The 25,771-nt window shown below is 60.3% G+C and carries 17 protein-coding genes, 1 tRNA gene and 3 pseudogenes; 9 read left to right on the top strand and 12 right to left on the bottom strand.

Annotated elements, in window-relative coordinates; all coding sequences use genetic code 11:
* Positions 1-59 precede the first annotated feature (59 nt).
* The 3 genes from IMCC21224_RS13010 to IMCC21224_RS13000 form a co-directional block, all read right to left on the bottom strand.
* Entirely contained in the window at positions 60-1,883 is a 1,824-nt protein-coding gene (locus IMCC21224_RS13010) for a M3 family oligoendopeptidase (protein ID WP_047995716.1), read from the bottom strand.
* 136 nt (positions 1,884-2,019) lie between these two features.
* Positions 2,020-2,997 (bottom strand): alpha/beta fold hydrolase, encoded by a 978-nt coding sequence (locus IMCC21224_RS13005; RefSeq protein WP_047995715.1) that lies wholly within the window; start codon positions 2,995-2,997, stop codon positions 2,020-2,022.
* Entirely contained in the window at positions 2,997-3,284 is a 288-nt protein-coding gene (locus IMCC21224_RS13000) for an SCP2 sterol-binding domain-containing protein (protein ID WP_047995714.1), read from the bottom strand. The genes IMCC21224_RS13005 and IMCC21224_RS13000 overlap by 1 nt, the downstream gene beginning before the upstream one ends.
* An 87-nt stretch (positions 3,285-3,371) precedes the next feature.
* Here IMCC21224_RS13000 and IMCC21224_RS12995 point away from each other — a divergent pair, with 87 nt between their 5' ends.
* Both IMCC21224_RS12995 and IMCC21224_RS12990 read left to right on the top strand, forming a co-directional pair.
* The gene (locus IMCC21224_RS12995; RefSeq protein ID WP_231582079.1) at positions 3,372-3,926 is read left to right on the top strand and encodes a tetratricopeptide repeat protein; all 555 of its coding nucleotides are present in this window, start codon (positions 3,372-3,374) and stop codon (positions 3,924-3,926) included.
* A gap of 31 nt (positions 3,927-3,957) precedes the next feature.
* On the top strand, positions 3,958-6,930 hold the full coding sequence (locus IMCC21224_RS12990; RefSeq protein WP_047995713.1) for a helicase-related protein: 2,973 nt from the start codon (positions 3,958-3,960) through the stop codon (positions 6,928-6,930).
* A 433-nt stretch (positions 6,931-7,363) separates the two neighbouring features.
* Here IMCC21224_RS12990 and IMCC21224_RS12985 read toward each other — a convergent pair whose 3' ends face one another.
* From IMCC21224_RS12985 to IMCC21224_RS12970, 4 genes are all read right to left on the bottom strand, one after another.
* Complete coding sequence (locus tag IMCC21224_RS12985; protein ID WP_047995712.1) at positions 7,364-8,233, bottom strand: amino acid ABC transporter permease; 870 nt, start codon at positions 8,231-8,233, stop codon at positions 7,364-7,366.
* A 57-nt stretch (positions 8,234-8,290) separates the two neighbouring features.
* Positions 8,291-9,106, bottom strand: coding sequence for a transporter substrate-binding domain-containing protein (locus IMCC21224_RS12980; RefSeq protein ID WP_047995711.1), 816 nt, complete (start codon positions 9,104-9,106; stop codon positions 8,291-8,293).
* 74 nt (positions 9,107-9,180) lie between these two features.
* The gene (locus tag IMCC21224_RS12975; protein ID WP_231582078.1) at positions 9,181-9,945 is read right to left on the bottom strand and encodes an amino acid ABC transporter permease; all 765 of its coding nucleotides are present in this window, start codon (positions 9,943-9,945) and stop codon (positions 9,181-9,183) included.
* A gap of 81 nt (positions 9,946-10,026) precedes the next feature.
* Positions 10,027-10,773: an amino acid ABC transporter ATP-binding protein gene (locus IMCC21224_RS12970; protein ID WP_047995710.1), complete on the bottom strand. Its 747-nt coding sequence runs from the start codon at positions 10,771-10,773 to the stop codon at positions 10,027-10,029.
* Positions 10,774-11,155: 382 nt separating this feature from the next.
* On the opposite strand from IMCC21224_RS12970, the gene IMCC21224_RS12965 reads away from it, so the two are divergent.
* Positions 11,156-12,172: a succinylglutamate desuccinylase/aspartoacylase family protein gene (locus IMCC21224_RS12965; RefSeq protein ID WP_053078973.1), complete on the top strand. Its 1,017-nt coding sequence runs from the start codon at positions 11,156-11,158 to the stop codon at positions 12,170-12,172.
* On the opposite strand, the gene IMCC21224_RS12960 is transcribed toward IMCC21224_RS12965, so the two are convergent.
* From IMCC21224_RS12960 to IMCC21224_RS12945, 5 genes and pseudogenes are all read right to left on the bottom strand, one after another.
* Positions 12,160-12,735: a carboxymuconolactone decarboxylase family protein gene (locus IMCC21224_RS12960; protein ID WP_047995709.1), complete on the bottom strand. Its 576-nt coding sequence runs from the start codon at positions 12,733-12,735 to the stop codon at positions 12,160-12,162. The genes IMCC21224_RS12965 and IMCC21224_RS12960 overlap by 13 nt on opposite strands.
* 198 nt (positions 12,736-12,933) lie before the next feature.
* Positions 12,934-13,283: pseudogene (locus tag IMCC21224_RS28530) on the bottom strand (ABC transporter permease subunit); the annotation flags it as partial.
* Between the two features lie 30 nt (positions 13,284-13,313).
* Positions 13,314-13,445: pseudogene (gene glnQ, locus IMCC21224_RS28525) on the bottom strand (glutamine ABC transporter ATP-binding protein GlnQ); the annotation flags it as partial.
* 207 nt (positions 13,446-13,652) lie between these two features.
* A pseudogene (locus IMCC21224_RS27815) lies at positions 13,653-13,832 on the bottom strand (IS481 family transposase); the annotation flags it as partial.
* A gap of 538 nt (positions 13,833-14,370) precedes the next feature.
* A tRNA-Ile gene (locus IMCC21224_RS12945) sits at positions 14,371-14,447 on the bottom strand.
* Between the two features lie 304 nt (positions 14,448-14,751).
* Here IMCC21224_RS12945 and IMCC21224_RS12940 point away from each other — a divergent pair.
* The 6 genes from IMCC21224_RS12940 (at position 14,752) to hisD (ending at position 25,657) form a co-directional block, all read left to right on the top strand.
* Positions 14,752-15,240 (top strand): MarR family winged helix-turn-helix transcriptional regulator, encoded by a 489-nt coding sequence (locus IMCC21224_RS12940; RefSeq protein ID WP_047995708.1) that lies wholly within the window; start codon positions 14,752-14,754, stop codon positions 15,238-15,240.
* A complete protein-coding gene (locus IMCC21224_RS12935) occupies positions 15,237-16,490 on the top strand; it encodes a multidrug effflux MFS transporter (protein WP_082135205.1) in 1,254 nt (417 codons plus the stop codon). Before IMCC21224_RS12940 ends, IMCC21224_RS12935 begins: the two co-directional genes overlap by 4 nt.
* An 85-nt stretch (positions 16,491-16,575) precedes the next feature.
* Positions 16,576-17,751 (top strand): efflux RND transporter periplasmic adaptor subunit, encoded by a 1,176-nt coding sequence (locus IMCC21224_RS12930; RefSeq protein WP_047995707.1) that lies wholly within the window; start codon positions 16,576-16,578, stop codon positions 17,749-17,751.
* Between the two features lie 21 nt (positions 17,752-17,772).
* Complete coding sequence (locus IMCC21224_RS12925) at positions 17,773-20,910, top strand: efflux RND transporter permease subunit (protein ID WP_047995706.1); 3,138 nt, start codon at positions 17,773-17,775, stop codon at positions 20,908-20,910.
* 155 nt (positions 20,911-21,065) lie between these two features.
* Positions 21,066-24,278 carry a reductive dehalogenase domain-containing protein gene (locus IMCC21224_RS12920; RefSeq protein ID WP_047995705.1) on the top strand — a complete coding sequence of 1,071 codons (3,213 nt, stop codon included), beginning with the start codon at positions 21,066-21,068 and terminating at the stop codon, positions 24,276-24,278.
* A gap of 77 nt (positions 24,279-24,355) precedes the next feature.
* Positions 24,356-25,657 carry a histidinol dehydrogenase gene (hisD, locus tag IMCC21224_RS12915; RefSeq protein ID WP_047995704.1) on the top strand — a complete coding sequence of 434 codons (1,302 nt, stop codon included), beginning with the start codon at positions 24,356-24,358 and terminating at the stop codon, positions 25,655-25,657.
* Positions 25,658-25,771: the final 114 nt, after the last annotated feature.

Here is a 25,771-nt window from a genome sequence, read left to right as displayed (position 1 = left end):
GCCCTTGCGCGCGGACTTTGCCTTCTCCTATCCGCGCAAAAGAACCCATGAAGGTCTAATTACCCCTCCATCGCCTCCAGCTCGTCAATGAAGCCCGAGATCATCGACAGGCCTTTGTCCCAGAACTTGGGATCGGATGCATCGAGGCCAAAGGGCGCGAGCAGCGCCTTGTGATGTTTGGACCCACCCGCCTTGAGCATGTCAAAGTATTTCTCCTGAAAGCCGTCGGGCTGTTCCTGGTAGACGGCATAAAGCGCGTTCACCAAACCGTCGCCAAAGGCATAGGCATAGACGTAGAACGGCGAATGCACAAAGTGAGGGATGTAAGCCCAGAAGGTCTCGTACCCCGGCATGTATTCAAATGCATCGCCCAGCGATTCGGCCTGTACTGACATCCAGAGCGCGTTGATATCCTCGGGTGTCAGTTCCCCGCTACGGCGGGCCGCGTGGAGTTTGCATTCAAAATCGTAGAACGCGATCTGGCGCACGACGGTGTTGATCATGTCCTCAACCTTGCCAGCCAGCAGCACCTTGCGTTCGGCATCGGTCTTGGCGTTGTCGAGCATCCGGCGGAAGGTCAGCATTTCGCCAAACACCGACGCGGTTTCCGCCAGCGTGAGCGGGGTGGAGGACAGCATCTCGCCCTGATCGGCGGCCAGAACCTGATGCACACCGTGACCCAGCTCGTGCGCCAGCGTCATCACGTCGCGCGGTTTGCCAAGGTAGTTCAGCATCACGTAAGGATGCACATCCGTGACCGTGGGATGTGCAAAGGCCCCCGGCGCCTTGCCGGGTTTCACGGCGGCGTCGATCCAGCCGCGCTCAAAGAACGGTTCGGCAATCTCGGCCATGCGGGGATCGAATTCTCCGTAGGCATTCATCACCGTGGCGCGGGCATCGTTCCATGTCACGGTTTTGGGATCTTCCATCGGCAGGGGCGCGTTGCGGTCCCAGACCTGCATCACATCTAGCCCCAGCCATTTGCGTTTCAGGTTGTAGTACCGGTGCGACAACTTGGGGTAGGCCGCGACTACGGCGTTGCGCAGCGCCTCGACCACCTCGGGTTCGACATCGTTGGACAGGTGCCGACCGGCCTGCGCCGAGGGCATGCCGCGCCAGCGGTCCATGATCTCTTTTTCTTTGGCCTGCGTGTTGTGAACGCGAGCGAATGTCCGGATATTGTTGCCAAATACGCGGGCCAACTCCTCGGCGGCGGCCTGACGTTTGCTGCGGTCGGTGTCGGTGAGATAGTTCAGCGTTGCCTCGATGTTCAGCGCGTCACCGTCGATTTCGAATTCCAGCCCGGCGATCGTCTCATCGAACAGTCGTTCCCAGGCGTCGCCAACAACGCCCATGTCGTGAAGGAATTTCTCGATCTCGTCCGAGAGTTGGTAGGGCTTCATCGCACGGATGCGGTCAAACGCGGGCTGGTAGCGCGCCAGATCGGTGTTGGCGGCAAAAAGCGCGTCCAGTACACCATCCTCAAGCCGGTTCAGTTCCAATGTGAAAAACACCAGCGGCGTGGTGTAGGTGGTGATCTTTTCCTGTGTGTCCGACAGGAATTTGGTCCGGGCGCTGTCCGTGGTCAGCTGGTAATATCGCAGCCCCGCAAACGACATGATGCGACCCGCGACGCTGCTGATCTTTTCCTGCCGCTGCACGGCCTCAAGGAAACCAGCCGCGCTGAGCGTTGCCAGCTTGCCCTCATAATCTGTGGCAAAGCTGGCGCAGGCCTGTTCCAGCCAGTCGAGATCGCGTTTCAGCTCGGGCGCGTCGGGCGAGGTGTAGAGATCGCTGAGATCCCATTCCGGCAATGCGCCGAGGTCCTTGCCACCGGCGCTGGCACTGGCATTGGCGTCGAATGTGGGTCGGGGCATGTTCATCGGGCTCTCCTTGATTTGGGCTATAGCTATGCGCCCCATGGGCCGGGGTTCAAGGGGTATTGCCGGTTTATCACCCCGGGGCAAAGGCTGCGCGTTTGCCGGTGCTCGAACTCTCACCCCATTTACCGTGCCAGAGTCAGGCCGAAACCGCGGTTCTGGCATGTCCTGAGCGGACAAAATGCGCGACGATCTCATCGGTGACGCGGGCGCGCAGGGCGGGGCCCTCCATCAGGACCTCGTGTTCGGCACTTTCCACTTCAATCAGACGCCCGCCGGGCCAGTTGGCCATGCGGGCGCGGATCCGGGGGATGTCGACGATGCGCTCTTGCGTGCCGACATAAGTCAGGCAAGGCAAAGCAGGCGAGGGCAGGCGCGCCAAGGCACGACATTCTGCCAGTGCCTGATGCAGCCATTGCAGTGACGGGCCGCCCAGTCGCAGCCCCGGCTCGGCGTTAACCTGATGGCGCATATGGGCGTAACTCTCAGGGTCGGTGGTCAGCAGGTTGCTTTCAAACGGTTCCGCAACGACATAGCTCAGTCCTTTTGTTCCCGGGGTATAGCGATGGCCAAGCCCAAGCCGCGCGCTGGACCACCCCAGTGCCCAGGCGGCGGGGCGTACGATAGCTGCGATGCGGATGCCCCACATCGGGCCGGTAAACACCGCTGCCTCGACCGGTAGTCCGCGCATCAGCGCCCGCAGACCGATACAGCCGCCCATGCTGTGGGCGATCAGGTGCCAGGGGCGGGGCAGATCCAGCGCTTGTGCCGCCGCGACCATGACGGCGACATCGCGCTGGTAGTCATCGAACAGCTGCACATGCCCGGTAAGCGGGTCGTCAAGCAGGCGATCCGCCAGACCCTGCCCACGCCAGTCGACGGTCAGCGTGTGGTAGCCGCGCTTTGCCAGATCAGTGGCGGTGCGGCCGTATTTTTCAATATATTCCGTGCGTCCCGGGAACAGCAGGACGCTGCCCTCCGCACCCGCTGCCTGCGGCGGGGCTGGAAAATGCCCCAACCGCAGGCGAACGCCGTCGTCGGCATGGATCCAGACGGCGCGCCCGCCTTCGGGTCCCTGGGCCAGTTCGGCCAGAAACGGGGCGGGCGTCAGGTCCATCAGGCCAGCGCCTGCGCCAGTCGCATCGCGACCCCCATATCGCCGTCAATTGCCAGCTTGCCAGACATAAACGCCGAAGTCGGGTCAATATCACCGTCGATGATGCCGCGGAAAGTATCCACATCCGCGCTCAGCGTGACGTCGGCGCCGGAATCGTCAACCCTGGCACCATCCTGATCCAGAACAAAACTGCCCTCTCCGGTCACGTCGAACTTGGCGCTGCCGTCAAAGCCCGAAGGCATCTTGGCGTTCATTGCTGCGACCGCCTCGTTTATGTAATCACTCATCTGTGCTCTCTCCCGATTTGTGTGTGCTGACGGGTGGCTTTTCCCGACGCATAGGCTAGACTCGTAAACGTTATGAGCATGGCACACATGAATATCAAATCTACCGTGACGGCATTTGTTGCGCTGGTCATGTTTTCCATACCTGCGGCAGGTTTTGCACAGACTACCGACAAGTCGCTGACGCTGCTGCAGGAACTGCGCGACGCGGACGAAGCTGGCGCACGGCGACTGGAAAAAGAGATTCGGCTTGAGTGGTCAAAAAGCGGGTCAGCGGCGATGGATCTGCTGCTAAAGCGTGGTCGCGACGCACTGGAAATCCAGCAAGTCGACGTGGCGATCGAACATTTTACGGCTCTGACGGATCATGCGCCGGATTTCGCCGAAGGCTGGCACGGGCTTGCCATGGCGTATTTCCAAGAGGAACGGTTGGGCCTGACGGTGGATGCGCTGGAGCATGTGCTGGCGCTGAACCCGCAACATTTCGGCGCCTTGCGCGGCTTGGGTGCGGTGTTCGAATCACTGGAAAAGCCTGCGCTTGCCCATGATGCCTATTCCCGTGTACTCGATATTCGACCGCATGATGCGGATGTGATCGAGGCGCTGGAACGGCTCGATCTTCAGGTCAACGGTACCGCGCTGTAACGAGCGGGCAGCAGGACGATAGGGGCTGTCCATGGCCGAACGCGCACGGATCGCGGCCATTCTAGGCCCGACCAACACCGGCAAAACCCACTATGCCATCGAACGGATGCTGGGGTATCGCACCGGCATGATCGGTCTGCCGCTGCGGCTGCTCGCACGCGAAGTCTATGACCGTATTGTGGGGATTCGCGGTCCTGGCGTGGTGGCGCTGGTCACCGGGGAGGAACGGATCGTGCCGCCCCGCGCCGCCTATTGGGTTTGTACCGTCGAAGCGATGCCCGAAGGCATGGGCACCGATTTTGTCGCTATTGACGAGATCCAGCTCTGCGCCGATCCCGAGCGGGGGCATGTTTTTACCGACCGGTTGTTGCGGATGCGTGGTCAGCATGAAACGCTGTTTCTGGGCTCTGATACCATGCGCGGACCTATCGCGGGCCTGGTGCCGGATGTCGAATTCGTGCGCCGAGATCGGTTAAGCCAGCTGACCTATACTGGTTCGAAAAAGATAAGTAGATTGGCGCCACGAACCGCAATAGTCGGATTTTCGGTTGAAAATGTGTATGCTATTGCCGAATTGTTGCGGCGTCAAAAGGGTGGCGCAGCGGTCGTGATGGGGGCGCTTAGCCCACGAACCCGCAATGCGCAGGTTGATCTGTATCAGAACGGCGATGTCGAATTTCTGGTGGCCACTGATGCCATCGGTATGGGCCTCAACCTCGATATCAACCATGTCGCCTTTTCGTCGCTGACTAAATTCGACGGACGCCGAATGCGTCCCCTTGCGCCGAATGAGTTGGCGCAAATCGCCGGTCGGGCCGGGCGCGGCATGAGCAACGGCACCTTTGGTGTGACTGGCGAGGCGTCTCCGTTAATCGAAGAGGTGGCCGAGGCAATCTGCAACCATCAGTTCACGCCGCTGCAAAAACTGAATTGGCGCAACGCTGATCTGAGCTTTGGCAGCATCGACGCACTGGTACACAGTCTCGAGGTTGGGCCTAACGACCAACGCCTGCTCAAGGCGCGCGAGGCCGATGATCTGCAAGCGCTGAAAACCCTGTCGCAACAAGCCGAGGTGGCAGCGCGGGCGACCGACCCGGCGTCGGTTCGATTGTTGTGGGATGTTTGCCGCATCCCGGATTTTCGCGGAATCAGCCACGCGGAACACGCGAGCCTTCTGGACGTTATCTATTCGTATCTTCATCAGCGTGGCGGCATCCCGAATGACTTCATGGCGGGGCAGGTGAAACGGATTGACCGGACAGATGGCGATATTGACACATTGTCGAAACGTCTGGCGTTTATCCGTACTTGGACGTACGTGGCACAACGCAAGGGTTGGGTTGCAGACGAAATGCATTGGCGCGACGCGACTCGCGCTGTAGAAGATAGAGTGTCCGACGCGTTGCATGACCGTTTGACGCAGAGATTTGTTGACCGGCGGACATCCGTATTGTTGCGGCGGTTGAAGCAGAAGGAGGCCCTCTTGGCCGAAGTGAATGACAAGGGTGAGGTGACCGTCGAAGGTGAATTCGTCGGGAAACTCGAAGGCTTCCGGTTCCGCCAGGACAAGGATGCAACCGGGCAGGAGGCAAAGACGCTGAAGACAGCGTCGCTTCAGGCGATGGCACCGCATTTCCATTTGCGGGCGGACCGTTTCTACAACGCACCCGATACCGAGATTGATTTTACCGAACAGGGGGGCCTGATGTGGGGCTCTCAGGCGGTGGGAAAACTGGCAGCGGGGGACGATGCGCTGAAACCGCGCGTCGTGGCCTTTGTCGATGATGAGGCGGGACCGGATGTACTGCAAAAGGTGCAGCGCCGGTTGCAACATTTCATCGACCGCAAAATTGCTGCGCTGTTCGAACCGCTGCTGAACATCCAGCATGACGAGACGCTGACCGGATTGGCGCGCGGTTTTGGTTTTCGCATTGTCGAAGCGATGGGCATTCTGCCCCGCGCTGACATTGCGGAGGACGTCAAGGCTTTGGACCAGGAGGCCCGAAGCGCGCTGCGCAAGCATGGCATCCGGTTTGGCCAGTACACGATCTTTATGCCGTTGCTGCTGAAACCCGCGCCGACCCGTCTGCGTCTGGTGCTGTGGAGCTTGCGTCAGGGGCTGGACGAATTCCCCGAAGCACCGCCGCCCGGTCTGGTCACGGTACCGAATATCGAAGACATCCCCTCCGATCACTACATGATCGCAGGGTACCGAAAATCTGGTGCCCGGGCGATTCGCATCGATATGCTGGAACGTCTGGCCGATCTGCTGCGGGCTGAAGACAGTCGTAACGGATTCGAGGCCAAGGCCGACATGCTGTCGATCACAGGCATGACGCTTGAGCAGTTCGCCGATTTGATGGGGGGCATGGGCTACCGCGCCGAAAAGGGCGAGCGGGCCAAGGTCAAATCGGTCGATACTGTCATCCAAGGTGCTGCGCCTGAAGCAGACACACCGGTGATGGATGCTGACTCCACCGCTCCCGGGCTCGTGACGGGCGAGGCCGAGTCGCCTGCGCCTGCCGATGTGTCTGGGACTGTGGCCGCGATTGAGGATACCGGGATCGCACCGATTGCCGAGGAACCTGCTGACCCGACACAAGAGGCCGCCGTCGCTGAGACCCCTGCCGAAGATGTGCCGCTGGGGCAGTCTGCAGATGCAACAGTGCCCGAGGTCGAGAAGGAAGCTTTCTTTACCTTCACTTGGGGCGGAAATCGTGGGGCCCGCGAACGTGGCCCGAGGCGAGAAGGTGCTCGTAACCAGCGGGATGGCGCAAAGAGTGGCCGCGATTCCGCCCCGCGAGAGGCACGTGAAGGTGGCAAGGGTCGCCGCAACGATGGTCCGCGCGGCAAGGGCGGTAAACCCGGCGGCAAAGGGGGCAATCGTCCCGAGCAAGAGAACAAGCCCAAGAAGTTTGAGGCACGTCCTCCGCGCCGTGAAAAGCCGATCGACCCTGACAATCCCTTTGCCGCAGCGCTCATGGGGTTCAAGGACAAGACCTGAGGCGTACCTGAATGAACAAATCGTTGGTGCACTACAGCCCCTGTCCGGTCCGATAGGGGCTGTAGTGTCTGGCAACAGGGCTTTTGTCGCCTAAGACGGTCCAAGCCAACAGAGTATCTGGCGACCCCTTGTTGTCCGTAATGTGTTCTGCCTAGGTGGTGATGCAAAAAATCCGCAATGGATTTTTTGCATGGACTGAATCGGGGGGCTGGGCTTACCGTTTTCGACAAAAGCGATGGGCAGCATGCTTCTGAGATTACGTGGCCCAAGACGATGACGATCGCAGCGAGCAGACAAACGCCCTGCGTTTGAGGGACGCGGTACAGGTTTCTCAAGTCACATCGGACACTTTGATCCGTCGTGGGAAAACTAGGATGTCATCGGCGAACCCCGTGAAACAGATGTCTTGCGGATTAAAATTTTTAGAAAAATTTTAGCGTCGTTCCAACCGCCGAAACAGCATCGACAGACCAAAACACAACACGAAATAAAAGGCGGCAGTTGTAAGCCACGCCTCGAATATCATGTGGGTTGAAGACACTAGTTCGACTGTCTTGAAGGTCAGTTCCTGAACCGAGATCAGCGAGATAATCGAACTGTCCTTGATTAGAGTGATGAACTGATTGGCCATCGGCGGCAGCACTCTGGAAATTGCCTGAGGCAACACGACATATCGCATCTCTTGCCAGCGGCTCATCCCGATGGAACGCGCGGCCTCGCGCTGGCCGCGGTCAACCGACTGAATGCCTGCGCGCACGATCTCTCCGACAAAGGCACTTTCGAACAGAGCTAGGACGATGACGCCCGACACGAGCGACGGAAACCGCCGCATGTCGCCAAAGAAGAATTCCCAAATACCTTTGTTGTCCTGTCGCGCGATCGCCCGCGCCCAACTTTCGATATTGAGGGCCTGGATCAGTTGTTCTGACAGGAAAAAGAAGAAAACAAACACCACCACCACGGGAGGGATATTGCGCAGTACCTCAAGATAGGTGCGGGCCAGCATTCGTACGGTCAGGTTGTCTGAACAGCGGGCAATCCCCAGAACAGTCCCCAGAAACAGCGCCAGTACACTCGCATAGATTGAGACACGGATCGTCGTAATCAACCCCTGCAGGAGCAGGTTGGCAAACCATTCTTCGCGCGTTGTGTGATAGCGCACGATGTAATTCGGGATCTGTTCCCATCGCCAGCTATAGTTCAGCGACCCCTCGATCTGTATCCAAACATAGCCAAAGAATGCGGCCAGAACCACCACAACGACATAGTCCATCCAATGCAGACGTTTCAGAAACCGGCGCATCGGGCACTCCTTTGACACATGTGTCGCGGGGCAGGTGAGTGCCCCGCGACAAAGAGTTTACTGCTCGACCAATGCTTTCCATTCGTCGCCGCGGAACCAGTAAGTGTGACGTTCCTTGAGCCAGCCGGTATTGGTGCGCCAGGTGATCCAGCTGTTAAAGTACGCCAGCGCATCGGAATCGCCTTTGCGCATGGCGATGCCTTCGCCGCCGGCCTGAAACGCCTGATCAAACGGGACGCTCAGGGTTTCGGGATTGCGGCGCGCGTCATCCGACGGCCCGGGTTCAGAGGACATGGTGGCATGGGCATTGCCGTTTAACACTTCTTGGGTTGCTGCGCCGTCTTCGTCAAACAGGTTCAGCGTCGCCTTGGGGAACATGTCAGCGATCACAGTGGCTGGTGTTGCGCCGCGCCGGGCGGAAAACGTCACGTCTGCGCTGTTGTAATCCTCGAGCGTGAAACCCTCGGTCATTGCGGTATTGGCGAGGATCGTCATGCCAGAATAGGCGTAGGGTTGGGAAAAGTTGACCGTCAGATTGCGCTGCGGTGTCACTGTCATGCCACTGATGATGACATCGAAATTGCCCGCAACGAGCGCCGGAATGATGCCGTCCCACGACGTCGGGATAAATTCGGCCTCAACGCCCATATCTTCGGCCAGTTGGCGGCCGACATCCAGCTCGAATCCGACGAGGTCGCCGTTCAGATCACGCATCGACCACGGCACAAACAGCGACAGGCCAATTTTGATCACGCCGCGTTTCTGGATTGTTTCGATCACGCTTTCTGCCTGTTGTGCCATGGCGGGCAGGGCACCACCCAGCGCCACGGCTCCGGCCAGAACCAGCGTCAGAGTTCGTCTTGTCAGTGTCATATTGTCTCTCCTTGTCGAACGGGTTGCAGGTATGTCAAATGCGGCCTTCTGCGCGGGCCGGTCTCTTGATGAAGTCAGGTTTTGACCTCGTATCGTTTTTCGATCCGCGAGACGCCGATCGACAGCACCAGCGTCACCACCATGTAGATGGCCGCCACGGTAAACCAGATCTCAAAGCTCATGTAGGTGTCGGAAATGATGTTACGGCCCATTGTCGTCAGTTCCGCTACCGCGATCACGCTGACGATGGCCGAGGATTTGATCATATGGACCACTTCGCCAGTCATGGGCGGTAGCATGAAACGGACCGATTGTGGCAGGATGATATAGCGATAGGCTTGTGCGCGCGACATCCCGATCGACGTCGCGGCCTCCCACTGACCGCGCGCCACAGCGTTTATGCCGGCGCGGAAAATTTCGGATATCAGGGCCGAATGGAACACCGCGAGACACAGTACACTGGCGGTATAACGGTCGTATTTAAAGATCGGCCCAAGCACATAGTAAAACAGATACAAAAGCACCAGAAGCGGGATGTTGCGGACAAACTCCAGATATCCGACGGCGACCCGGCTGCCAATCACCAGATCCGACAGCCGCAGCAACGCCACGATCAGCCCCAGAAACACGGCCACCGCGAACGCGGTCACTGACAACGTGATGGTTGTGCCTAGCCCGATCATGAACTGGCCCAGGTGAAACCCTTCGGCGTCGCGGGTGTAGAAATACTGCGGCATCCGATACCATTGCCAATTGTAGCCCATGCTCTGGGCACCGACGTAGGCGAGGTAAATGATCCCGCCGACGATCAATCCATATAAGGCCACTGAAAATGTCACCGAATCAATAACCTGTCTGGCTCGAGGCGGCGCCGGTAGTGGCTTGCCTTTCGGCTGGAATATATCAGGTTTCGCTGACATCTAGTGTTCGAGGATCTGATCAAGGAAGGCGCGGCATCGTGCGCTTTTTGGCGCAGTGAAAAACACTTCGGGGGGGGCCACTTCGACGATGCGACCGGCCTCCATGAACACCATGGTGTCGGCGACTTTGCGGGCAAATCCCATTTCGTGGGTGACAACCACCATGGTCATGCCAGTGTCGGCGAGTTCCACCATCACATCCAGCACCTCGTTGATCATTTCCGGGTCGAGCGCCGAGGTCGGTTCGTCAAACAGCATGATCCGACTTTCCATGCACAGCGACCGGGCGATGGCGACGCGCTGCTGCTGGCCCCCCGACAAAGCTGCGGGATATTTGTCGGCCTGTTCAGGAATATGGACGCGATCCAGATACTTGCGCGCGGTTGTTTCGGCCTGCGCGCGCGCGATTTTGCGGACCTTCATCGGGCCAATCATCAGATTTTCCAGTACCGTGAGATGCGGAAACAAGTTGAACTGCTGGAACACCATGCCGACCTCTTGTCGCAGGGCAAGGATCTGCTTCGCGCCGTCATGTACTTCGATTCCGTCGACCGTCAGCGTGCCGGAATTGTGGAACTCCAGCCCATTGATGCAGCGGATCAACGTTGATTTTCCCGACCCAGAAGGGCCGCAGATGACCATCCGCTCGCCCTCGCGCACCGAGATCGACACGTCCTTGAGTGCATGAAAGTCGTCATAAAATTTGTCGACATGGTCAAACGAGATGATCGGAACGTCCGTGCTCATGCGGCGTGCCGGGGGCGGGCCGCGCGTGTGTCTGTGTCAGGCAAGTCTGCTGTCCCCTCTGCGCGGCTGTCCCGTTGCGATGATCCTAGCGGCGCGACGCGGCGGCGCAACCCGCGCGTTGGTGCGATCCGCGAAGACGCGGTTACGATGCTAATGTATGCACAAAAAGAAAGCGCGCAAATTCTGCCAAGCCATGCCTCACGTCATCCTGCCGACCATAAGGGATGCAAGCGTCGCAGCGCCAGGCCAGGCTGTCATGCGCCGCTAAGCGAAACCCTGTGAGGCAACATGGCAAGGCCAGCGCGCCGACATCGCGATCAAGGGAATTCCCTTTTTGATCAAGGCTGCTACCCTACCGGACATTCAGTCGCGGAGCGTACATATGTCCATCCCTCAGACCCCCAGTCGCGTGGCGCTGACCACCGATCTTGGCGCGCAGGGTCGTCATTTTGGTGACGCCATGCTGCGCTGGTCGGATAATAGCGTGCCGCTGGGGTATCATCCGGTGCCGGTGATATCGATTCGCGGCGGGGCCGGGCCAGTGTTGCTGCTGACAGGGGGCACGCATGGTGACGAGTTCGAGGGGCCTTCAGCCATACTGCGGCTGGTGCATCAGCTGGATCCGGCGCAGCTTTCGGGCCAGATCATCGCGATACCGGCCCTGAACGCGCCAGCTTTGGCGGTGTCGTCACGGGTGACACCGCTGGATGGGCAGAACCTGAACCGAGCGTTTCCCGGGGATGCCGGGGGCGGCCCCACGGCCATGTTAGCGCATTTTCTTGAGACTGCGATCCTGCCGTTGTGCGATGCTGCGGTGGATCTGCACTCGGGCGGCAAGGCGTCATTCTTTCAGCCTTGCTCTCTGCCGACTCATTGCGCCGACGCGGATCTGTCGGCACAGAACATGGCGCTGGCCCGCGTCTTTGGTCTGCCGCTGATCTGGCGGCTGGGGGCGCATAACGATGCGCGCTCGATCAATGCGGCGGCGCAACGTGTCGGCGTGCCGATGATTGCGGCTGAACTTGGCGGCGGGGGCGGGGTCGATCCCGGAATCACCGACGCGACCGAGGCGGGATTGTACAATATCCTGAGGTATCTCAATATGTTATCCGGCGAAATTTTGCTGCCACCTCAACAACGCGTGGTCGAGGTGGCCAGCCCGCATGACAGCCTGTATGCCCGCGGCGACGGGATATTTGATCGCCAGATCTGCGCCGGTCAGGACGTCACACAGGGCGATCCGGCGGGTTGGTTCCACTATGTGGGTGAACCTGAACGTGCATCAGTTGCGTTGCACATGCCGCAGGATGGGGTGATCCTGGCCCATACCAATCGCGGGATGGTGCGGCGCGGCGATCTGCTGGCGCTGGTGGTCCGGGATGTGGATCAGGACTTGTAATACCCCACCACGTCGTTTTCGGTCGTCGCACCCAGACCATTCAGCAGGCGGTTGGAATAGTTGAAATAGGCGCAGACCTGATTGACCTCAAGGATTTCGGCATCTTCGCATCCCGCGATCTTGAGCGCCTCAAAATCCGATTTCACCATCCTGCCCACATTCTCGGTCAGCTTGGCTGTGTACCGCAGCAGCGCCAATTCCTTGCCTGCAAACTCATCCTCGGGCCGCGCGGCCTTGAGCGCGGTAAATATCCGGTCCGAGCGCGGCTGATCCTTGAGCAGATTACGCACATTCATGAAGTGATGCGTCAGCGAATAGGTGCAGTCATTCAGGATCGAGGTGTAGCTGGCGACCACCTCAAGGAACCAAAACGGCAGGGTGTTGTCGTCTGAATGCAGCACCGACCGATAAAGAGTGACATGCCCGTGCATCGTTTCGGGGCGCAGCGAATGTACCCGCATCACGGTATCCACCGTGCCATGCGGCGTGCGCGCCTTGTCCAGCAGTTCGAGCAGGCGGGGGCCGGCCTCGTCTTCGGAAATCATTCTGATCCAGGCGCTCATCGATGGGGTCCTTTTGTGGTTGAGTGGATTGTTGTAGCGTCAGGTCCGGGAAACCGCCCGGCGGATCCTTGCAAGCGTCGTGTCATTCGCGACCAGACGTATCAAACGCCTTAAACGCCTTGGCGGAATCGGGGATCTGGCGCGACAGGGCATTCACCTCGTCCACGGAGCGATCCATGAAAGCGTTCCAATCCATGCTCATCCCCTCTTGTCCGAGCCCATTTTCCGTTTCTGCCAGCGCACCCCGGCGCAGATGATCAGAGCCAGTACCAGATTTCCAGGGTCCGCAGCGTGTAGATTTGCAGCGGGCGATATTCCGTCACCACCAACTCGTTCGCACGTCGTGTCTATTCCTGCATCCCGATGGCCGAGGCAAAGGACGACATCTTGACGATATAGATAAATTGGTTGGTCAGTGGCGGAAAAATGTGCCGGACCGCCTGCGGCAGGATCGCATAGTGCATGGTCTGCATGCAGTTCAGTCGGATGGAGTGCGCCGCTTCGACCTGGCCCCTGACAATGGACTGAACGCCGGCGCGGACAAATTCGATATAGATCGGGCCGGGCATCCGATTCTCAAGCACGCTCAGATGCGGAAACAGGTTGAACTGCTGAAAAACCACGCCAACCTCGGACGTGATCGCCGCGACAGAGCGCACGTTGACGGTCAGGTCCATTCCGTCGACGCGGATCGTGCCCTGTTGATGCACCTCAAACCGGTTGATACAGCGCACGACGGTGGGTTTACCCGATCCAGAGGGCCGCAGATCACCACATGCTGGCCAGAAGCCACGGTCAGATTGATATCCTTGTGAACGTGAAAATCGCCGAACCACTTGTTCACACCGATCATTTCGATCGCAGATTTGGCCATATGGTTCTGTCCGTTTCGGTGCAAGGGCCTTTAGGCCTCGAAGTTATCGGGTAACTATTGACCAGGTGTTCAATCCCGACATTTGTTGGATCGGATCGAACATGAAGCGATCTGGCTGTGAAGTCCTGATTGCTCAGATGTATTCGTAGGGCGTGAGGCCGCTGAGTGTCCTGAGCCTTCGTGCAAAGTTGTAAGCCGCCAGGAAGTCGGCGAGATGGTGTCGTCTCTACGCAGACCTGCCAGAACGATGCGGATCTTCTCTTCCGCCGAATAGGACTGACGCGTCTTGCGACGGATGGTCTTAACCAGCTTGTCAGCGGCGTCTTTCGATGTTCCGGATGTCTTGTTCAACTTCGCTCCTTGAAAGCTATGATGAACCAGAAATCCTCAGGTGTTCAAATCCTCAAATCCGTCCCACTGGCGCTGGCCTCAGACACAACGCCTTGGACCAGGCAGCCCCATTGGCGGAATGGGACCTGCCGTCTGAGTTCCAGATCCTGCGGCGGCTGATGGAAGCGCGGATGCTCAAAACAGGGCGCCGGATTGCTGAGGCGGGGGACACCTTTCGAGATCGTGAGCGGCCACGTCACTTTGTCCGAGGCGCAAAAGGTATTGCGGAACCTTCGGGCGCAAGGGTCTGTCCGACTCGGCGTTCAATAAAATGGTCGGGGTAAAACCCGAATAGAACTTGACAAACTTCCCGGTAAGGTTCGTCAAGTCTGGCGGTAACGCCATAAAATAAAAGGATAAATTATGACGTTTGGTAGGCCCGGCAGGACTTGAACCCGCAACCAAAGCGTTATGAGCGCTCTGCTCTAACCAGTTGAGCTACAGGCCCGCCATGTCGCTGGATATCATCCGTGACGAACGCGTCAAGCGGAATGGGCAGGTGGCGCCTGCGACCCCCGCATAGCGAACCGGGTGATCGCAGTTTGGTGCCGGACCTTGGATCGTGTCCTGAGCAACAGAGCGAGAGCCAGGAGATTTGGACGATCTGCCGGGCAGGACTCCAGATGAATGCCTATTGATCTGGCGGTCGCGAAATCGTGAGTTGGGCGGCGCGCGGCTAGCGCTTGACCTTTCAGGCTAAAATTGTATGAGGTCGATATAATAAGTTAGCCATACTATAAATCGGACGCTCAATGCACAAAGCTGTTGACCCAGATGCCCTCGGGTTTCTCATCAAGGATATCGCGCGCCTGATGCGCGCGGCGTTCGAGCGTGAGATCGATCTGGCCGCGCTGACGGTCACATCAGCCGAAGCCAAGGTGCTGGTCTATATGGCGCGGTGTGGCGCCGTGCGTCAGCATGTCCTGGCCGAACAGCTGGGTCTGGCGCCGATGAGTATGACCTGCTTTCTCGACCGGCTCGAAGTGGCAGGTCTGGTGGTGCGCAATGTCGATCCAGACGACCGGCGCGCCAAGATTGTATCGCTGACCGACGCGGCTCAGGATACGCTGGTTCAGATCGCTGCGGTGGGCCAAAAGGCACATGCAGTCGCGATGCAGGGTTTTTCGGACGAGGAACAGGCGATGTTCCGCCATCTCGCCATGAAGCTGCGCAGCAATCTGGATGCTGCGCGCCAGGACGCCGCCTGCCAGTGCGTTGCCCAAAAGGAATTGAAACGATGACCACCTCCCCGGTGATGAGCGAACGCCGCGTTAGCCTGATTGGCGCGATGCTGGTCGCGGTCGGCCCGGTGTCGATGGCGTTATATACACCGGCGATGACCGAATTAGTGCATGCGTTCGGGTCGACCGAAGCCGTGATCAAGATGACGCTGACGCTGTATTTCGGCGGATTCGCCTGCGCCCAGTTGATCGCTGGGCCGCTGTCGGATGCGCTGGGACGGCGACCGATCACCATCGCGTTCATGGCGTTGTATTGCGTGGCGAGCCTTTTGGCGCTGGTGGCTCCGAGCGTCGAAACCCTGATCGTTGCACGCTTCCTTCAGGGGGTTGGCGCGTCGGTCGGGGTGGCGATATCGCGGGCGTTGGTGCGCGATTTGTTCACGAACGAACAATCGTCGCGGATCATGAATCTGATCGGGATCATTCTGGCGGTTGGCCCGGCACTGGCGCCATCGCTGGGTGGGCTGTTGCTGGCGGTCTTTGGCTGGCGGTCGATCTTTCTGCTGATGGCTGTGCTTGGCATCGTTGTGATACTTGTTGTGATGGTCGCGCTCAAGGAAACAGTTGTACCGGACCGCAGCCGGCTGAATCTGCCGGACCTGGGCCGGACCTATCGTCTGGTGCTGACAAACCGGCAGTTTCTGTGCGCGGCCGCGGTCATGGGTGGCGCGCTTGGGGCGCTCTATGCGCAGGCCACGTTTTTACCGTTCGTACTGATGGGCAAGGTCGGGCTTAGCCCATCGCAGTTCGGTCTGTCGATGCTTGCCCAATCGGGCAGCTTTTTCGCCGGATCTTTGGTGGTGCGGCGGCTGATGGCGCGCGTCGGGGCGACCCGCCTCGTTGGTCCGGGATTGATGTTCATCGCACTCGGCAGCGTCGGGACGATGACGTTGCTGCTCTGGCCACCGAGCTTTCTGCACGTCATGATCCCGGTATCGATCTATGCCTTCGGCATCGCCTTTGTCATGCCGGCTATGTCCACAGTTGCACTGGCACCGTTTGGCCGCGAAGCAGGGGCGGCGGCATCTATGCTGGGCTTTATCCAGATGGGGTCGGGGCTGTTGGTCGGGTCGCTGGGTGCGCTGATGGGCAATGCCGTGATCGCAATGGGGTTGCTTATTCCGGTGATGGGCGCGACCGCCTGTATCGCGTTTGCGATTTACCAGCGGATCGAGCCGGTTGCCCCAGCCGCAGGCGGTGGTGTGCCGCCGCTGGCACGCACCAGTCCGGTGACCTCGCCTGATCGGTAAAATTGATCTTGCTGCAACGCAGCAAATCTTTAGAATGATTCCAAAATCCTCCTCCTCCCCTCGTAAATCACAGGATTCCGAGCTGATGTCTTTTCGTTTGTCATTGTCGCGCCGTGCGGCGTTTTGCGTAACTCTTGCCTTTGTCGCCGTTCCGATGGGCGTGCAGGCACAGGATCGCCCGCCTGCTGCTGTGACGGTGATCACTATGCAGCCCCAGTCCGTGGCGCTGACCACAACCCTGCCGGGGCGCATAGTCGCATCGGCCCAGGCCGAGGTACGGCCGCAGGTTGCCGGGATTGTCCTTGAACAGCGGTTTCAGGAGGGGGGGCCGGTCAAGGCGGGTGATGTTCTTTATACCATCGACCCCGCGACCCACCGCGCCGCCGTCGCCCAGGCCGAGGCCGCTGTGGCCCAGGCCCGCGCACAGAACGCTGCCGCGCAAAAGGACCTTCAGCGCTTTGAGGAATTGTCGCAGCGCAATGTTGCCAGTGCGCAGGCCCTGGACGCGGCCATTGCCACCCGCGACAGTGCAGCGGCTGGGCTGCAATCTGCCGAGGCGCAGTTGCAACTGGCCAGGATCGAGCTGGACCGGACCGAAATCCGTGCCCGTCTGTCGGGGGAAATCGGCCGCTCTCTTACCAGCACCGGTTCGCTGGTGACCGCCAGCCAGTCCGAGCCGATGGCCGTGATCCGCAACATTGATCCGGTCTATGTCGACGTCACCCAGTCCGCGGCAGAGCTGCTGGAGTGGAAGCGCGGCAACACCGATGTGCGTCTGGGGGATACCCCGCGCGAGGTGACGCTGACGCTGGCCGATGGCGGCGGCTATGACCAGACGGGCACGTTGCGGGCGGCGGAACCCGATGTGGACGAACAGACCGGCGTGGTGGTCCTGCGGATGGAATTCGCAAATCCGGACAAACTGCTGCTGCCGGGGATGTATGTGCAGGTCGAGATGCCGACCAGCACACTCGAGGGCGCTTTTCTGATCCCACAAGAGGCGGTAAGCCGTGACCGTCGTGGTCAGCCGACGGCAATGCTGGTTAATGCCGACAATGTGGTCGAGGTGCGTCCCCTGGAGGTGCTTCAGGATCTGGGGGCCGATTGGGTGGTCAATGGCGGGCTGTCTGCCGGGGATCGTGTGATCGTCGCAGGTCTGCAAAAGGCGGCCCCAGGTGCCACCGTCGCCCCCGAAGAGCGTGTTCTGGCGCAGGCGGATACCCCTGCCGATGCCAGTGCAAGCGCCGAAAAAACCGAATAATTTCAGACCGGAGCAACGCGCATGGCCCGTTTCTTTATCGATCGACCAATCTTTGCATGGGTCATCGCAATCTTCATCATGGGGATCGGCATTTTGTCGGTTCTTACCCTTCCAGTGGCACAATACCCCCAGATCGCGCCGCCGACCGTATCGGTCAACGCGAGCTATCCGGGGGCCTCGGCAGAAACCGTGGCGAATACCGTCACCCAGGTGATCGAACAGCAGATGACCGGTCTGGACGGGCTGCGCTATATCTCGTCCAGCTCGACCTCATCCGGTTCGGCCAGTGTGACCCTCACATTCGAGACGGGAACCGATCCCGATATCGCGCAGGTTCAGGTGCAGAACAAACTGGCGCAGGCCAGTGCGCTGTTGCCCGAACCGGTGCAGCGGCAGGGTGTTTCCGTGCGCAAATCCTCGGCCGGGTTCCTGATGGTGGTCGCGCTGATCGCACAAAAAGGCGATTATGACGAAACTGACCTGGGGGATTACCTCAACTCGCGGATGGTGAATGAAATCAGCCGAGTTGAGGGTGTGGGCAGCGTGCAGGTGTTCGGGGCGCAATACGCCATGCGGATCTGGCTCGACCCGGTCAAACTGGCTGCATTTGAACTGACCCCGAGTGATGTGGTGGCCGCGGTTTCGGCAGAGAATGCGCAGATATCGGCCGGATCGTTCGGGTCGCGCCCGGCGGTCGAAGGCCAGATGCTGAACGCCACGATCACGGCGCAATCGCTGCTGACCTCACCCGAGGATTTCCGCCAGATTGTACTGCGCGCCGAAACCGATGGTGGACTGGTGCTGTTGAACGATGTCGCGCGGGTCGAAATCGGTGCCGAGAGCTATGCCACCATCTCGCGATTCAACCGCAAGCCATCGGCGGGTATGGCGATCAGCCTCGCGCCTGGGGCCAACGCGCTCGATACTGCTGCTGACGTATCTGCGCGGATCGAAGAACTCGCGGCCTATTTCCCCGATGGCGTCGAATACGTCATCCCTTATGACACCACGCCCTTTGTGACGATTTCGATCGAAGAGGTCATCAAGACGCTGATCGAGGCGATCGTGCTGGTGTTCCTGGTGATGTACCTCTTTCTCCAGAATTTCCGCGCCACGCTGATCCCGACGCTTGCCGTGCCGGTCGTGTTGCTGGGTACCTTTGGCGTGATGGCGGCGTTTGGATTTTCGATCAATACGCTGACCATGCTGGCGATGGTCCTGGCCATCGGTCTGTTGGTCGACGACGCGATTGTTGTGGTCGAAAACGTCGAACGGATCATGCAGCAGGACAAGATCGGCCCGCTCGAGGCGACGCGCAAGTCGATGGACCAGATCACCGGTGCCTTGATCGGCATTGCGGTGGTGCTGTCGGCAGTGTTCGTGCCGATGGCGTTCTTTCCCGGCTCGACCGGGGTGATCTACAAACAATTCGCGATCACCATCATTTCGGCGATGTCGCTGTCGGTGGTGGTGGCGTTGACCCTGACACCGGCGCTGTGTGCCAGCATGCTCAGGGCTGGTGATCATGATGCGCCCCGGCGCGGACCTTTTGGTCTGTTCAATCGTGGCTTTGACGGTGTGTTGGCTGGTTACGGGCGCAGCGTCGGCTGGATCGTGCGGCGCCCTGTGCGCGTTGGCATCGTCTATCTGATGATCATCGCGTCAATGGTAACCCTGTTCATGCGCACGCCGCAGGGGTTCTTGCCGGACGAAGATCAGGGGATCCTCTTTACCCTGATTCAGGGGCCGACCGGTGCAACGGCAGAGCGGACGCTGGATGTGGTTGCCAAAGTTGAGGATTATTACCTCAACAACGAATCCGACATGGTGGAATCGGTTTTTGGTGTTGCTGGGTTTAGCTTTGCCGGGCAGGGGCAGAACATGGGTCTGGTCTTTGTCAGGCTCAAGGACTGGTCGGAGCGCGAGACGCCGAACCTAAGTGCGCAGGCGCTCGCGGGGCGGGCCTTTGGCGCATTCAGTCAGATTCAGGATGCGATGGTGTTCCCCATCGTGCCGCCGTCGGTGATCGAGCTTGGCAACGTCTCGGGCTTTGACTTTTTCCTGCAGGCGCGGGCCGGACAGACCCACGAACAGTTGCTGGATGCACGCAACCAGATGCTGGGGATGGCGGCGCAAAGCCCACTGATCGGGTCGGCACGGCCCAGCGGGCTCGAAGATGCGTCGCAGTTCAACCTTGATATCGACTGGCGTCGCGCCGGGGCGATGGGGGTCAGCGCCACCGATGTGGGCAATCTGCTGACCACTGCCTGGGCAGGTCGCTACGTCAACGACTTTGTCGATGAGGGACGGATCAAACGGGTCTATGTGCAGGGGGAACCTGCGTCGCGCTCTGGCCCATCGGATCTTGAGAAGTGGCGCGTGCGCAACGCGAGCGGCGGTCTGGTGCCTTTCTCGAACTTTGCCGACGGAAGCTGGCAGTTCGGACCACAGGGCGTGAACCGCTACAATGGTGTGCCGTCGATGCAGATCCAGGGGTCTCCCGCGCCCGGCGTCAGTACCGGCGAGGCGATTGCCGAGATCGAGCGGCTGGTTCAGCAACTCCCCCCCGGATATCAGGTCGCCTGGACCGGTCTGTCGCTCGAAGAGCAGCAATCGGGCAATCAGGCACCGCTGCTGTATGCGTTGTCCCTGGCGGCGGTCTTTCTGTCGCTGGCGGCGCTATACGAAAGCTGGTCGATCCCGTTCGCGGTGATGCTTGCGATGCCGATCGGTGTGTTGGGGGCGCTGTGCGGTGCCTGGCTGGGCGGGTTCGAAAATGGCGTGTTCTTTCAGGTTGGTCTGCTGACGGTGATCGGTCTGACGGGCAAGAACGCGATCCTGATCGTCGAATTCGCCCGTGACCGGCGAGAGGACGGGCTGTCGGTTGTCGACGCCGCCGTTGATGCCGCGCGCCAACGGTTCCGCCCGATCATCATGACGTCTATGGCGTTTTCGCTGGGCGTGTTGCCGCTGCTGCTCAGCTCGGGCGCAGGGTCCGGCGGGCGCACGGCGATTGGTGCCGGTGTGTTGGCCGGAACCATTGCTGCAACGATCTTTGGTGTGCTGTTTGTGCCCTACTTCTTTGCCATGGTGGCACGTTTCGGCGGTAAACCAGCCAAAGAAAAAGCGCCGACCGGGGTTGTGACCCCGGCCGAATGACCTGCGGGTCGTGACATCGGGGGGCGGCGATTGACTTTGCCGCCCCCGCTGATAGCTTTTCGTCCGAGCAATAGGATGGCTGTCATCTGACGCCCTGGACCCGTTCAGGGGCGGTGGGATCATGCCACAGGCCGCGAACAACGGAGCGCCCCCGCATGACCCTGCGGTTCTTCTCGCATAAATCCCGTCCGGTTCACATGGGGCCATATCCGGTGGAACGTCTGGCGCGGCGTAACAATCTGCCCGACCTGACGACTGTTCCGCCGATGGTGCCGCTGTTGTTCGACCGTCCCGCCGATCCGCGCTCCATCATCAACGCAATGCGCGAACATCAGGCGATGCTGGACGCGATCCGCGATGGGTTGGTAAATCGGGTTCAGGCCGATGCACCCGGCGACCCGGTCGAGCGTGCCAATCACCTCAAGGCGTTTGGGTATTTCGCTGATGCTGCTGTGGTCGGCGCCTGTGCTCTGCCCAATGCTGCCAGACTGTTGAAACCTTTTGTGAACCCGGATGTTGCGCGGCTCGCGCGGGATCTGCGTACCCGCCAGACCAAGACTTTGGCCTCGGGGATCGACATGATTATGGCCGATCTCAAGGAAAGCATGGAGGCACCGCCCACCACCATCGACGGTCACACCCATGCGCTGGTGTTCCTGTATGAAAACCCGCGCGATCCAACGTCCGCAGAACCGGGCACTGGCTGGATCACCGATGCGCAGGCGCATCGCGCCGGGCTGCTGGCCGCTGAGACGGCGATTGTCATTGCGAATTACCTGCGGGTTCTGGGATATGATGCGCGCGGGCATACCGTGTCCACGTCTGATGTTGATCTGGGTCGGTTGGCGGTCGCGGCGGGGCTGGCCACACTTGAGGGCGGCGTGCTGACCCATCCCTATATCGGCAGCCGCTTTGGCCTGGCGGCGGTGACCACGACGTTTGAAATCGCCACTGATCTGCCACTGAAGTCGCGCGATGCACAGCCGGGATCGGCCTTTGGCCTGCGGTGGCGGTTGGGGCGCGACGCACCCCGTAGCGCGCTGAATGCCATACCCTATGCCAAGCGCCGCTTTGTCGACGGGGCGCATCCGTTCGAGACGCTCAAACGCGTTGACACACCCACCACCTATATTGATGAGCCACGCGTTGCCCGTGTGCCCAAACGCGCCGACATGTTCGCCCGCGCGCAGTTCGGTGACATGGGCAAGACGCTTCAGGATGGTGCCAAAGGCGGGCATTACGTACGCAAGGCCGCGCCTTCGGCGGCGCAGCGGCGCGCGCTTGGGGCATTTGTTCTGCTGCAGGATGGCGACCCGGCACCGGACAGGATTCAGATCGACCCACAGGAGGCGGCGGAACTGGTCAAGGCGACCTGCTATTATCTCGGCGCGGATGCCGTGGGCATTTCACGCTGCCCTGACTGGGCATGGTATTCCCATGATGCGCGCGGTGTGGTGATCAATCCGCCCCACGATCAGGCGATTTCGCTGATCATTGATCAGGGGTTCGAGACAATGGAGGGATCCTCGGGCGATGATTGGATCGCGGTGGCGCAATCCATGCGGGCCTATCTGCGGTTTTCGCTGTTGGGCGGCGTCATTGCGCGGCAAATCCGCAATCTGGGCTACAGTGCCAAGGCGCATTCAGTGATGGACGGCGAAGTGCTGCAACCGCCGCTGCTGCTGCTGGCGGGTCTGGGCGAGGTCAGCCGCATTGGCGAGGTGATCCTGAACCCGTTCCTGGGGCCGCGTCTGAAATCCGGGGCGATCACGACGGACCTGCCGATGGCGCATGACAGGCCCATCGACTTTGGCCTGCAAAAGTTCTGCGAGAGCTGCAATAAATGCGCCCGCGAATGCCCGTCTGGCGCAATCACCGCCGGGCCCAAGCTGATGTTCAATGGCTATGAGATCTGGAAATCCGACAGCCAGAAATGCGCCACTTATCGGATCACCACCCCCGGCGGCGCGATGTGTGGCCGCTGCATGAAGACCTGCCCCTGGAACCTGAATGGGCTGTTCGCTGAAAAACCATTCCGCTGGGCGGCGATGAACCTGCCGGCCGCGGCCCCGGTGCTGGCGCGGCTGGACGATGCGGTCGGGCATGGCGGGCTGAACCCGGCCAAGAAATGGTGGTGGGATCTTGAGGTGGCGCAGGATGGTGGCTACCGCCCCACAACGCAGCCGGTCAACGCGCGCACGCTTCAGACCGGGCTGACGCTGAAATACGAGAACCAGACGTTGGCGGTCTATCCCGCACCGCTGGCACCGCACCCCTATCCGTACCCGTTTCCGATGGACCGCGAGGCCGGGATCGCCGCCTACCGCGCGATGATTCCTGCTGTCCGCTACAAGGCGCGACTGGCACAGGGCGACACCCGGAACCTGGCGCATGTCTATTCCGCCGCAGGCGAAAGCCCTGTCATTCAGGTCGAGATCACTAAGGCCGAGGTCATGGCCGAAGGTATCACCAAATACGAATTCCGACCGGTTGATGGCGGCGATCTGCCGGAATGGCAGGCCGGCGCGCATCTGGATATCGTGGTCGCCCCGGAATTTCTGCGTCAATATTCCATGTCCGGCGATCCGGCAGACCGCAGCAGCTATCAGATTGGCGTTCTGAACGAACAACATGGCAAGGGCGGATCAGCCCTGCTGCACCGAATCTTTGATGTCGGGCGGCGGGTCTTTATCTCACATCCGATCAACCATTTTCCGCTGGTCCCCGATGCGACGTTCAGCCTGCTGATGGGCGGGGGCATCGGTATCACGCCAATGATCGCAATGGCGCATGAATTGCACGCGCAGGGGCGCGATTTCGCCCTGCATTATTCCGGGCGCAGCCGTACGAAGATGGGGTATCTCGACGATCTGGCTGGGATGGATTGGGCCGACAAAGTGACGCTGCACATCACGGACGAAGGCGGGCGCGCCGATATGTACCGGTTGCTTGGCGAATATCATCCCGGCTGGCACCTTTATACCTGTGGTGCTGCGCGCTACATGTCCGCCGTTCTTGAGGCCGCAACCGGCGCTGGCTATCCCGAAGAGGCGCGGCATCTGGAATATTTCTCGGTTCCCGACTTGCCGGATCAGGTGAACTATCCGTTCACGCTGCGGCTCAAACGTGCGGGGCGGGATCTGGCCGTCGCCGCTGACCGGTCAGCGGCCGAGGTGCTGGTCGAACACGGCTATCGCGTCGATCTGAAATGCTCTGACGGGCTGTGCGGCGTGTGCAAATGTGGATTGGTGTCGGGAGATGTCGAACACCGCGACTTTGTTCTGTCGGCGGCGCAGCGCGCCGGGGCGCTGATCCTGTGCCAGAGCCGCGCAGCGCAGAAGGACGGAGTGATCGAGATCGACCTTTGACACCCGTCCCTGGTGCGCAGCGCCTTGAGGCCCGGACGCAGCCGCGCTAGGAACGCGACAAAGCGAAAGGGTCCGCCATGCCTGTGTTCCTAGACCACGATCAACCCAATTTCGAGCAGGCCTTTGGTCATCTGCTGGGGGCCAAACGCGAAGACAGTCCCGACGTCGATGATATTGTCGCCGGGATCATCGCGGATGTCCGGGCGCGCGGCGATCAGGCGGTGATTGAGCTGACGGCGAAATTCGACCGACTCGCGCTGGAGCCGGGCAAGCTGGCGTTTTCTCAGCAAGAGATCGACGACGAATGCGCCAGGGTTGGCCCCGAGGATCGGGCCGCCCTTGAACTGGCTGCCGGGCGTATCCGCGCCTATCATGCCCGTCAGATACCGCAGGATGATGAATGGACTGATGCGGCGGGCGCGACGCTGGGCTGGCGCTGGACGCCTGTGGCGGCGGCGGGGCTCTATGTGCCTGGCGGATTGGCAAGCTATCCGTCCTCAGTCCTGATGAACGCAATCCCGGCCAAGGTGGCCGGTGTGCCGCGTTTGTGTATCACCGTGCCGACCCCCGACGGGGTGGTGAATCCGCTGGTGTTGCTGGCGGCGCGGATTGCCGGGGTGGATGAAATCTATCGCATCGGCGGGGCGCAGGCGATTGCCGCGTTGGCCTATGGCACCGAGACCATTGCGTCGGTGGACAAGATCACCGGACCCGGCAACGCCTTTGTGGCTGCCGCGAAACGGCGGGTGTTCGGCAAGGTCGGGATCGACATGATTGCGGGTCCATCCGAAATTCTGGTGATCGCCGATGCGGACAACGATCCCGATTGGATCGCACTCGATCTGCTGAGCCAGGCCGAACATGACGAAAGCGCGCAGTCGATCCTGATCACCACCGATGCACAATTTGGCCGGGATGTGACGCAGGCGGTGGAACAGCGTCTGCAAACGCTGGAGCGCCGCGCCATCGCCGGGGCCAGCTGGCGCGATTTCGGCGCTGTGATCGTGGTGCGTGATCTGGTGCAGGCCGCGGCACTGTCGGATAGAATTGCGCCCGAGCATCTGGAATTGTGTGTCGCGGACCCCGATGCCCTGAGTGCACAAATCACCCACGCCGGCGCAATCTTTCTGGGCCAATGGACCCCCGAGGCGATTGGCGATTACGTCGGTGGCCCGAACCACGTGCTGCCCACCGCCCGCTCGGCACGGTTTTCTAGCGGACTGTCAGTGTTGGATTTTGTCAAACGCACGACTTTGGCCCGCATGACGCCTCGGGCCCTGCGGGAGATTGGCCCCGCAGCCGAACGTCTGGCCACCTCGGAAAGTCTTGAGGCGCACGGGCTAAGCGTGACCGCACGGTTGAACCGGCTGAACGACTGATGCGATGCTGCGGGCCGCGACTTGGCCCGTTTGTCACGCATCAGTGGTTTTCTGCGTGATCCGGCCCATTGGCGCAATTGCGGCAGGCCCGGTTCCGCGCTACGCAGGGACAGA

It is taken from the genome of Puniceibacterium sp. IMCC21224 (genome assembly GCF_001038505.1).
In the GTDB taxonomy this organism is placed as follows: Bacteria; Pseudomonadota; Alphaproteobacteria; order Rhodobacterales; family Rhodobacteraceae; genus Puniceibacterium.
The sequence above is the reverse complement of the archived record's forward strand: the minus strand, read 5'-3'. Positions and strand labels throughout refer to the sequence as shown.

Coding starts and splice junctions, on each gene's coding strand:
- IMCC21224_RS13010 (WP_047995716.1), bottom strand. CDS start 1,883: ATGAACATGCCCCGACCCACATTCGACGCCAATGCCAGTGCCAGCGCC.
- IMCC21224_RS13005 (WP_047995715.1), bottom strand. CDS start 2,997: ATGGACCTGACGCCCGCCCCGTTTCTGGCCGAACTGGCCCAGGGACCC.
- IMCC21224_RS13000 (WP_047995714.1), bottom strand. CDS start 3,284: ATGAGTGATTACATAAACGAGGCGGTCGCAGCAATGAACGCCAAGATG.
- IMCC21224_RS12995 (WP_231582079.1), top strand. CDS start 3,372: ATGAATATCAAATCTACCGTGACGGCATTTGTTGCGCTGGTCATGTTT.
- IMCC21224_RS12990 (WP_047995713.1), top strand. CDS start 3,958: ATGGCCGAACGCGCACGGATCGCGGCCATTCTAGGCCCGACCAACACC.
- IMCC21224_RS12985 (WP_047995712.1), bottom strand. CDS start 8,233: ATGCGCCGGTTTCTGAAACGTCTGCATTGGATGGACTATGTCGTTGTG.
- IMCC21224_RS12980 (WP_047995711.1), bottom strand. CDS start 9,106: ATGACACTGACAAGACGAACTCTGACGCTGGTTCTGGCCGGAGCCGTG.
- IMCC21224_RS12970 (WP_047995710.1), bottom strand. CDS start 10,773: ATGAGCACGGACGTTCCGATCATCTCGTTTGACCATGTCGACAAATTT.
- IMCC21224_RS12965 (WP_053078973.1), top strand. CDS start 11,156: ATGTCCATCCCTCAGACCCCCAGTCGCGTGGCGCTGACCACCGATCTT.
- IMCC21224_RS12960 (WP_047995709.1), bottom strand. CDS start 12,735: ATGAGCGCCTGGATCAGAATGATTTCCGAAGACGAGGCCGGCCCCCGC.
- IMCC21224_RS12940 (WP_047995708.1), top strand. CDS start 14,752: ATGCACAAAGCTGTTGACCCAGATGCCCTCGGGTTTCTCATCAAGGAT.
- IMCC21224_RS12935 (WP_082135205.1), top strand. CDS start 15,237: ATGACCACCTCCCCGGTGATGAGCGAACGCCGCGTTAGCCTGATTGGC.
- IMCC21224_RS12930 (WP_047995707.1), top strand. CDS start 16,576: ATGTCTTTTCGTTTGTCATTGTCGCGCCGTGCGGCGTTTTGCGTAACT.
- IMCC21224_RS12925 (WP_047995706.1), top strand. CDS start 17,773: ATGGCCCGTTTCTTTATCGATCGACCAATCTTTGCATGGGTCATCGCA.
- IMCC21224_RS12920 (WP_047995705.1), top strand. CDS start 21,066: ATGACCCTGCGGTTCTTCTCGCATAAATCCCGTCCGGTTCACATGGGG.
- hisD (WP_047995704.1), top strand. CDS start 24,356: ATGCCTGTGTTCCTAGACCACGATCAACCCAATTTCGAGCAGGCCTTT.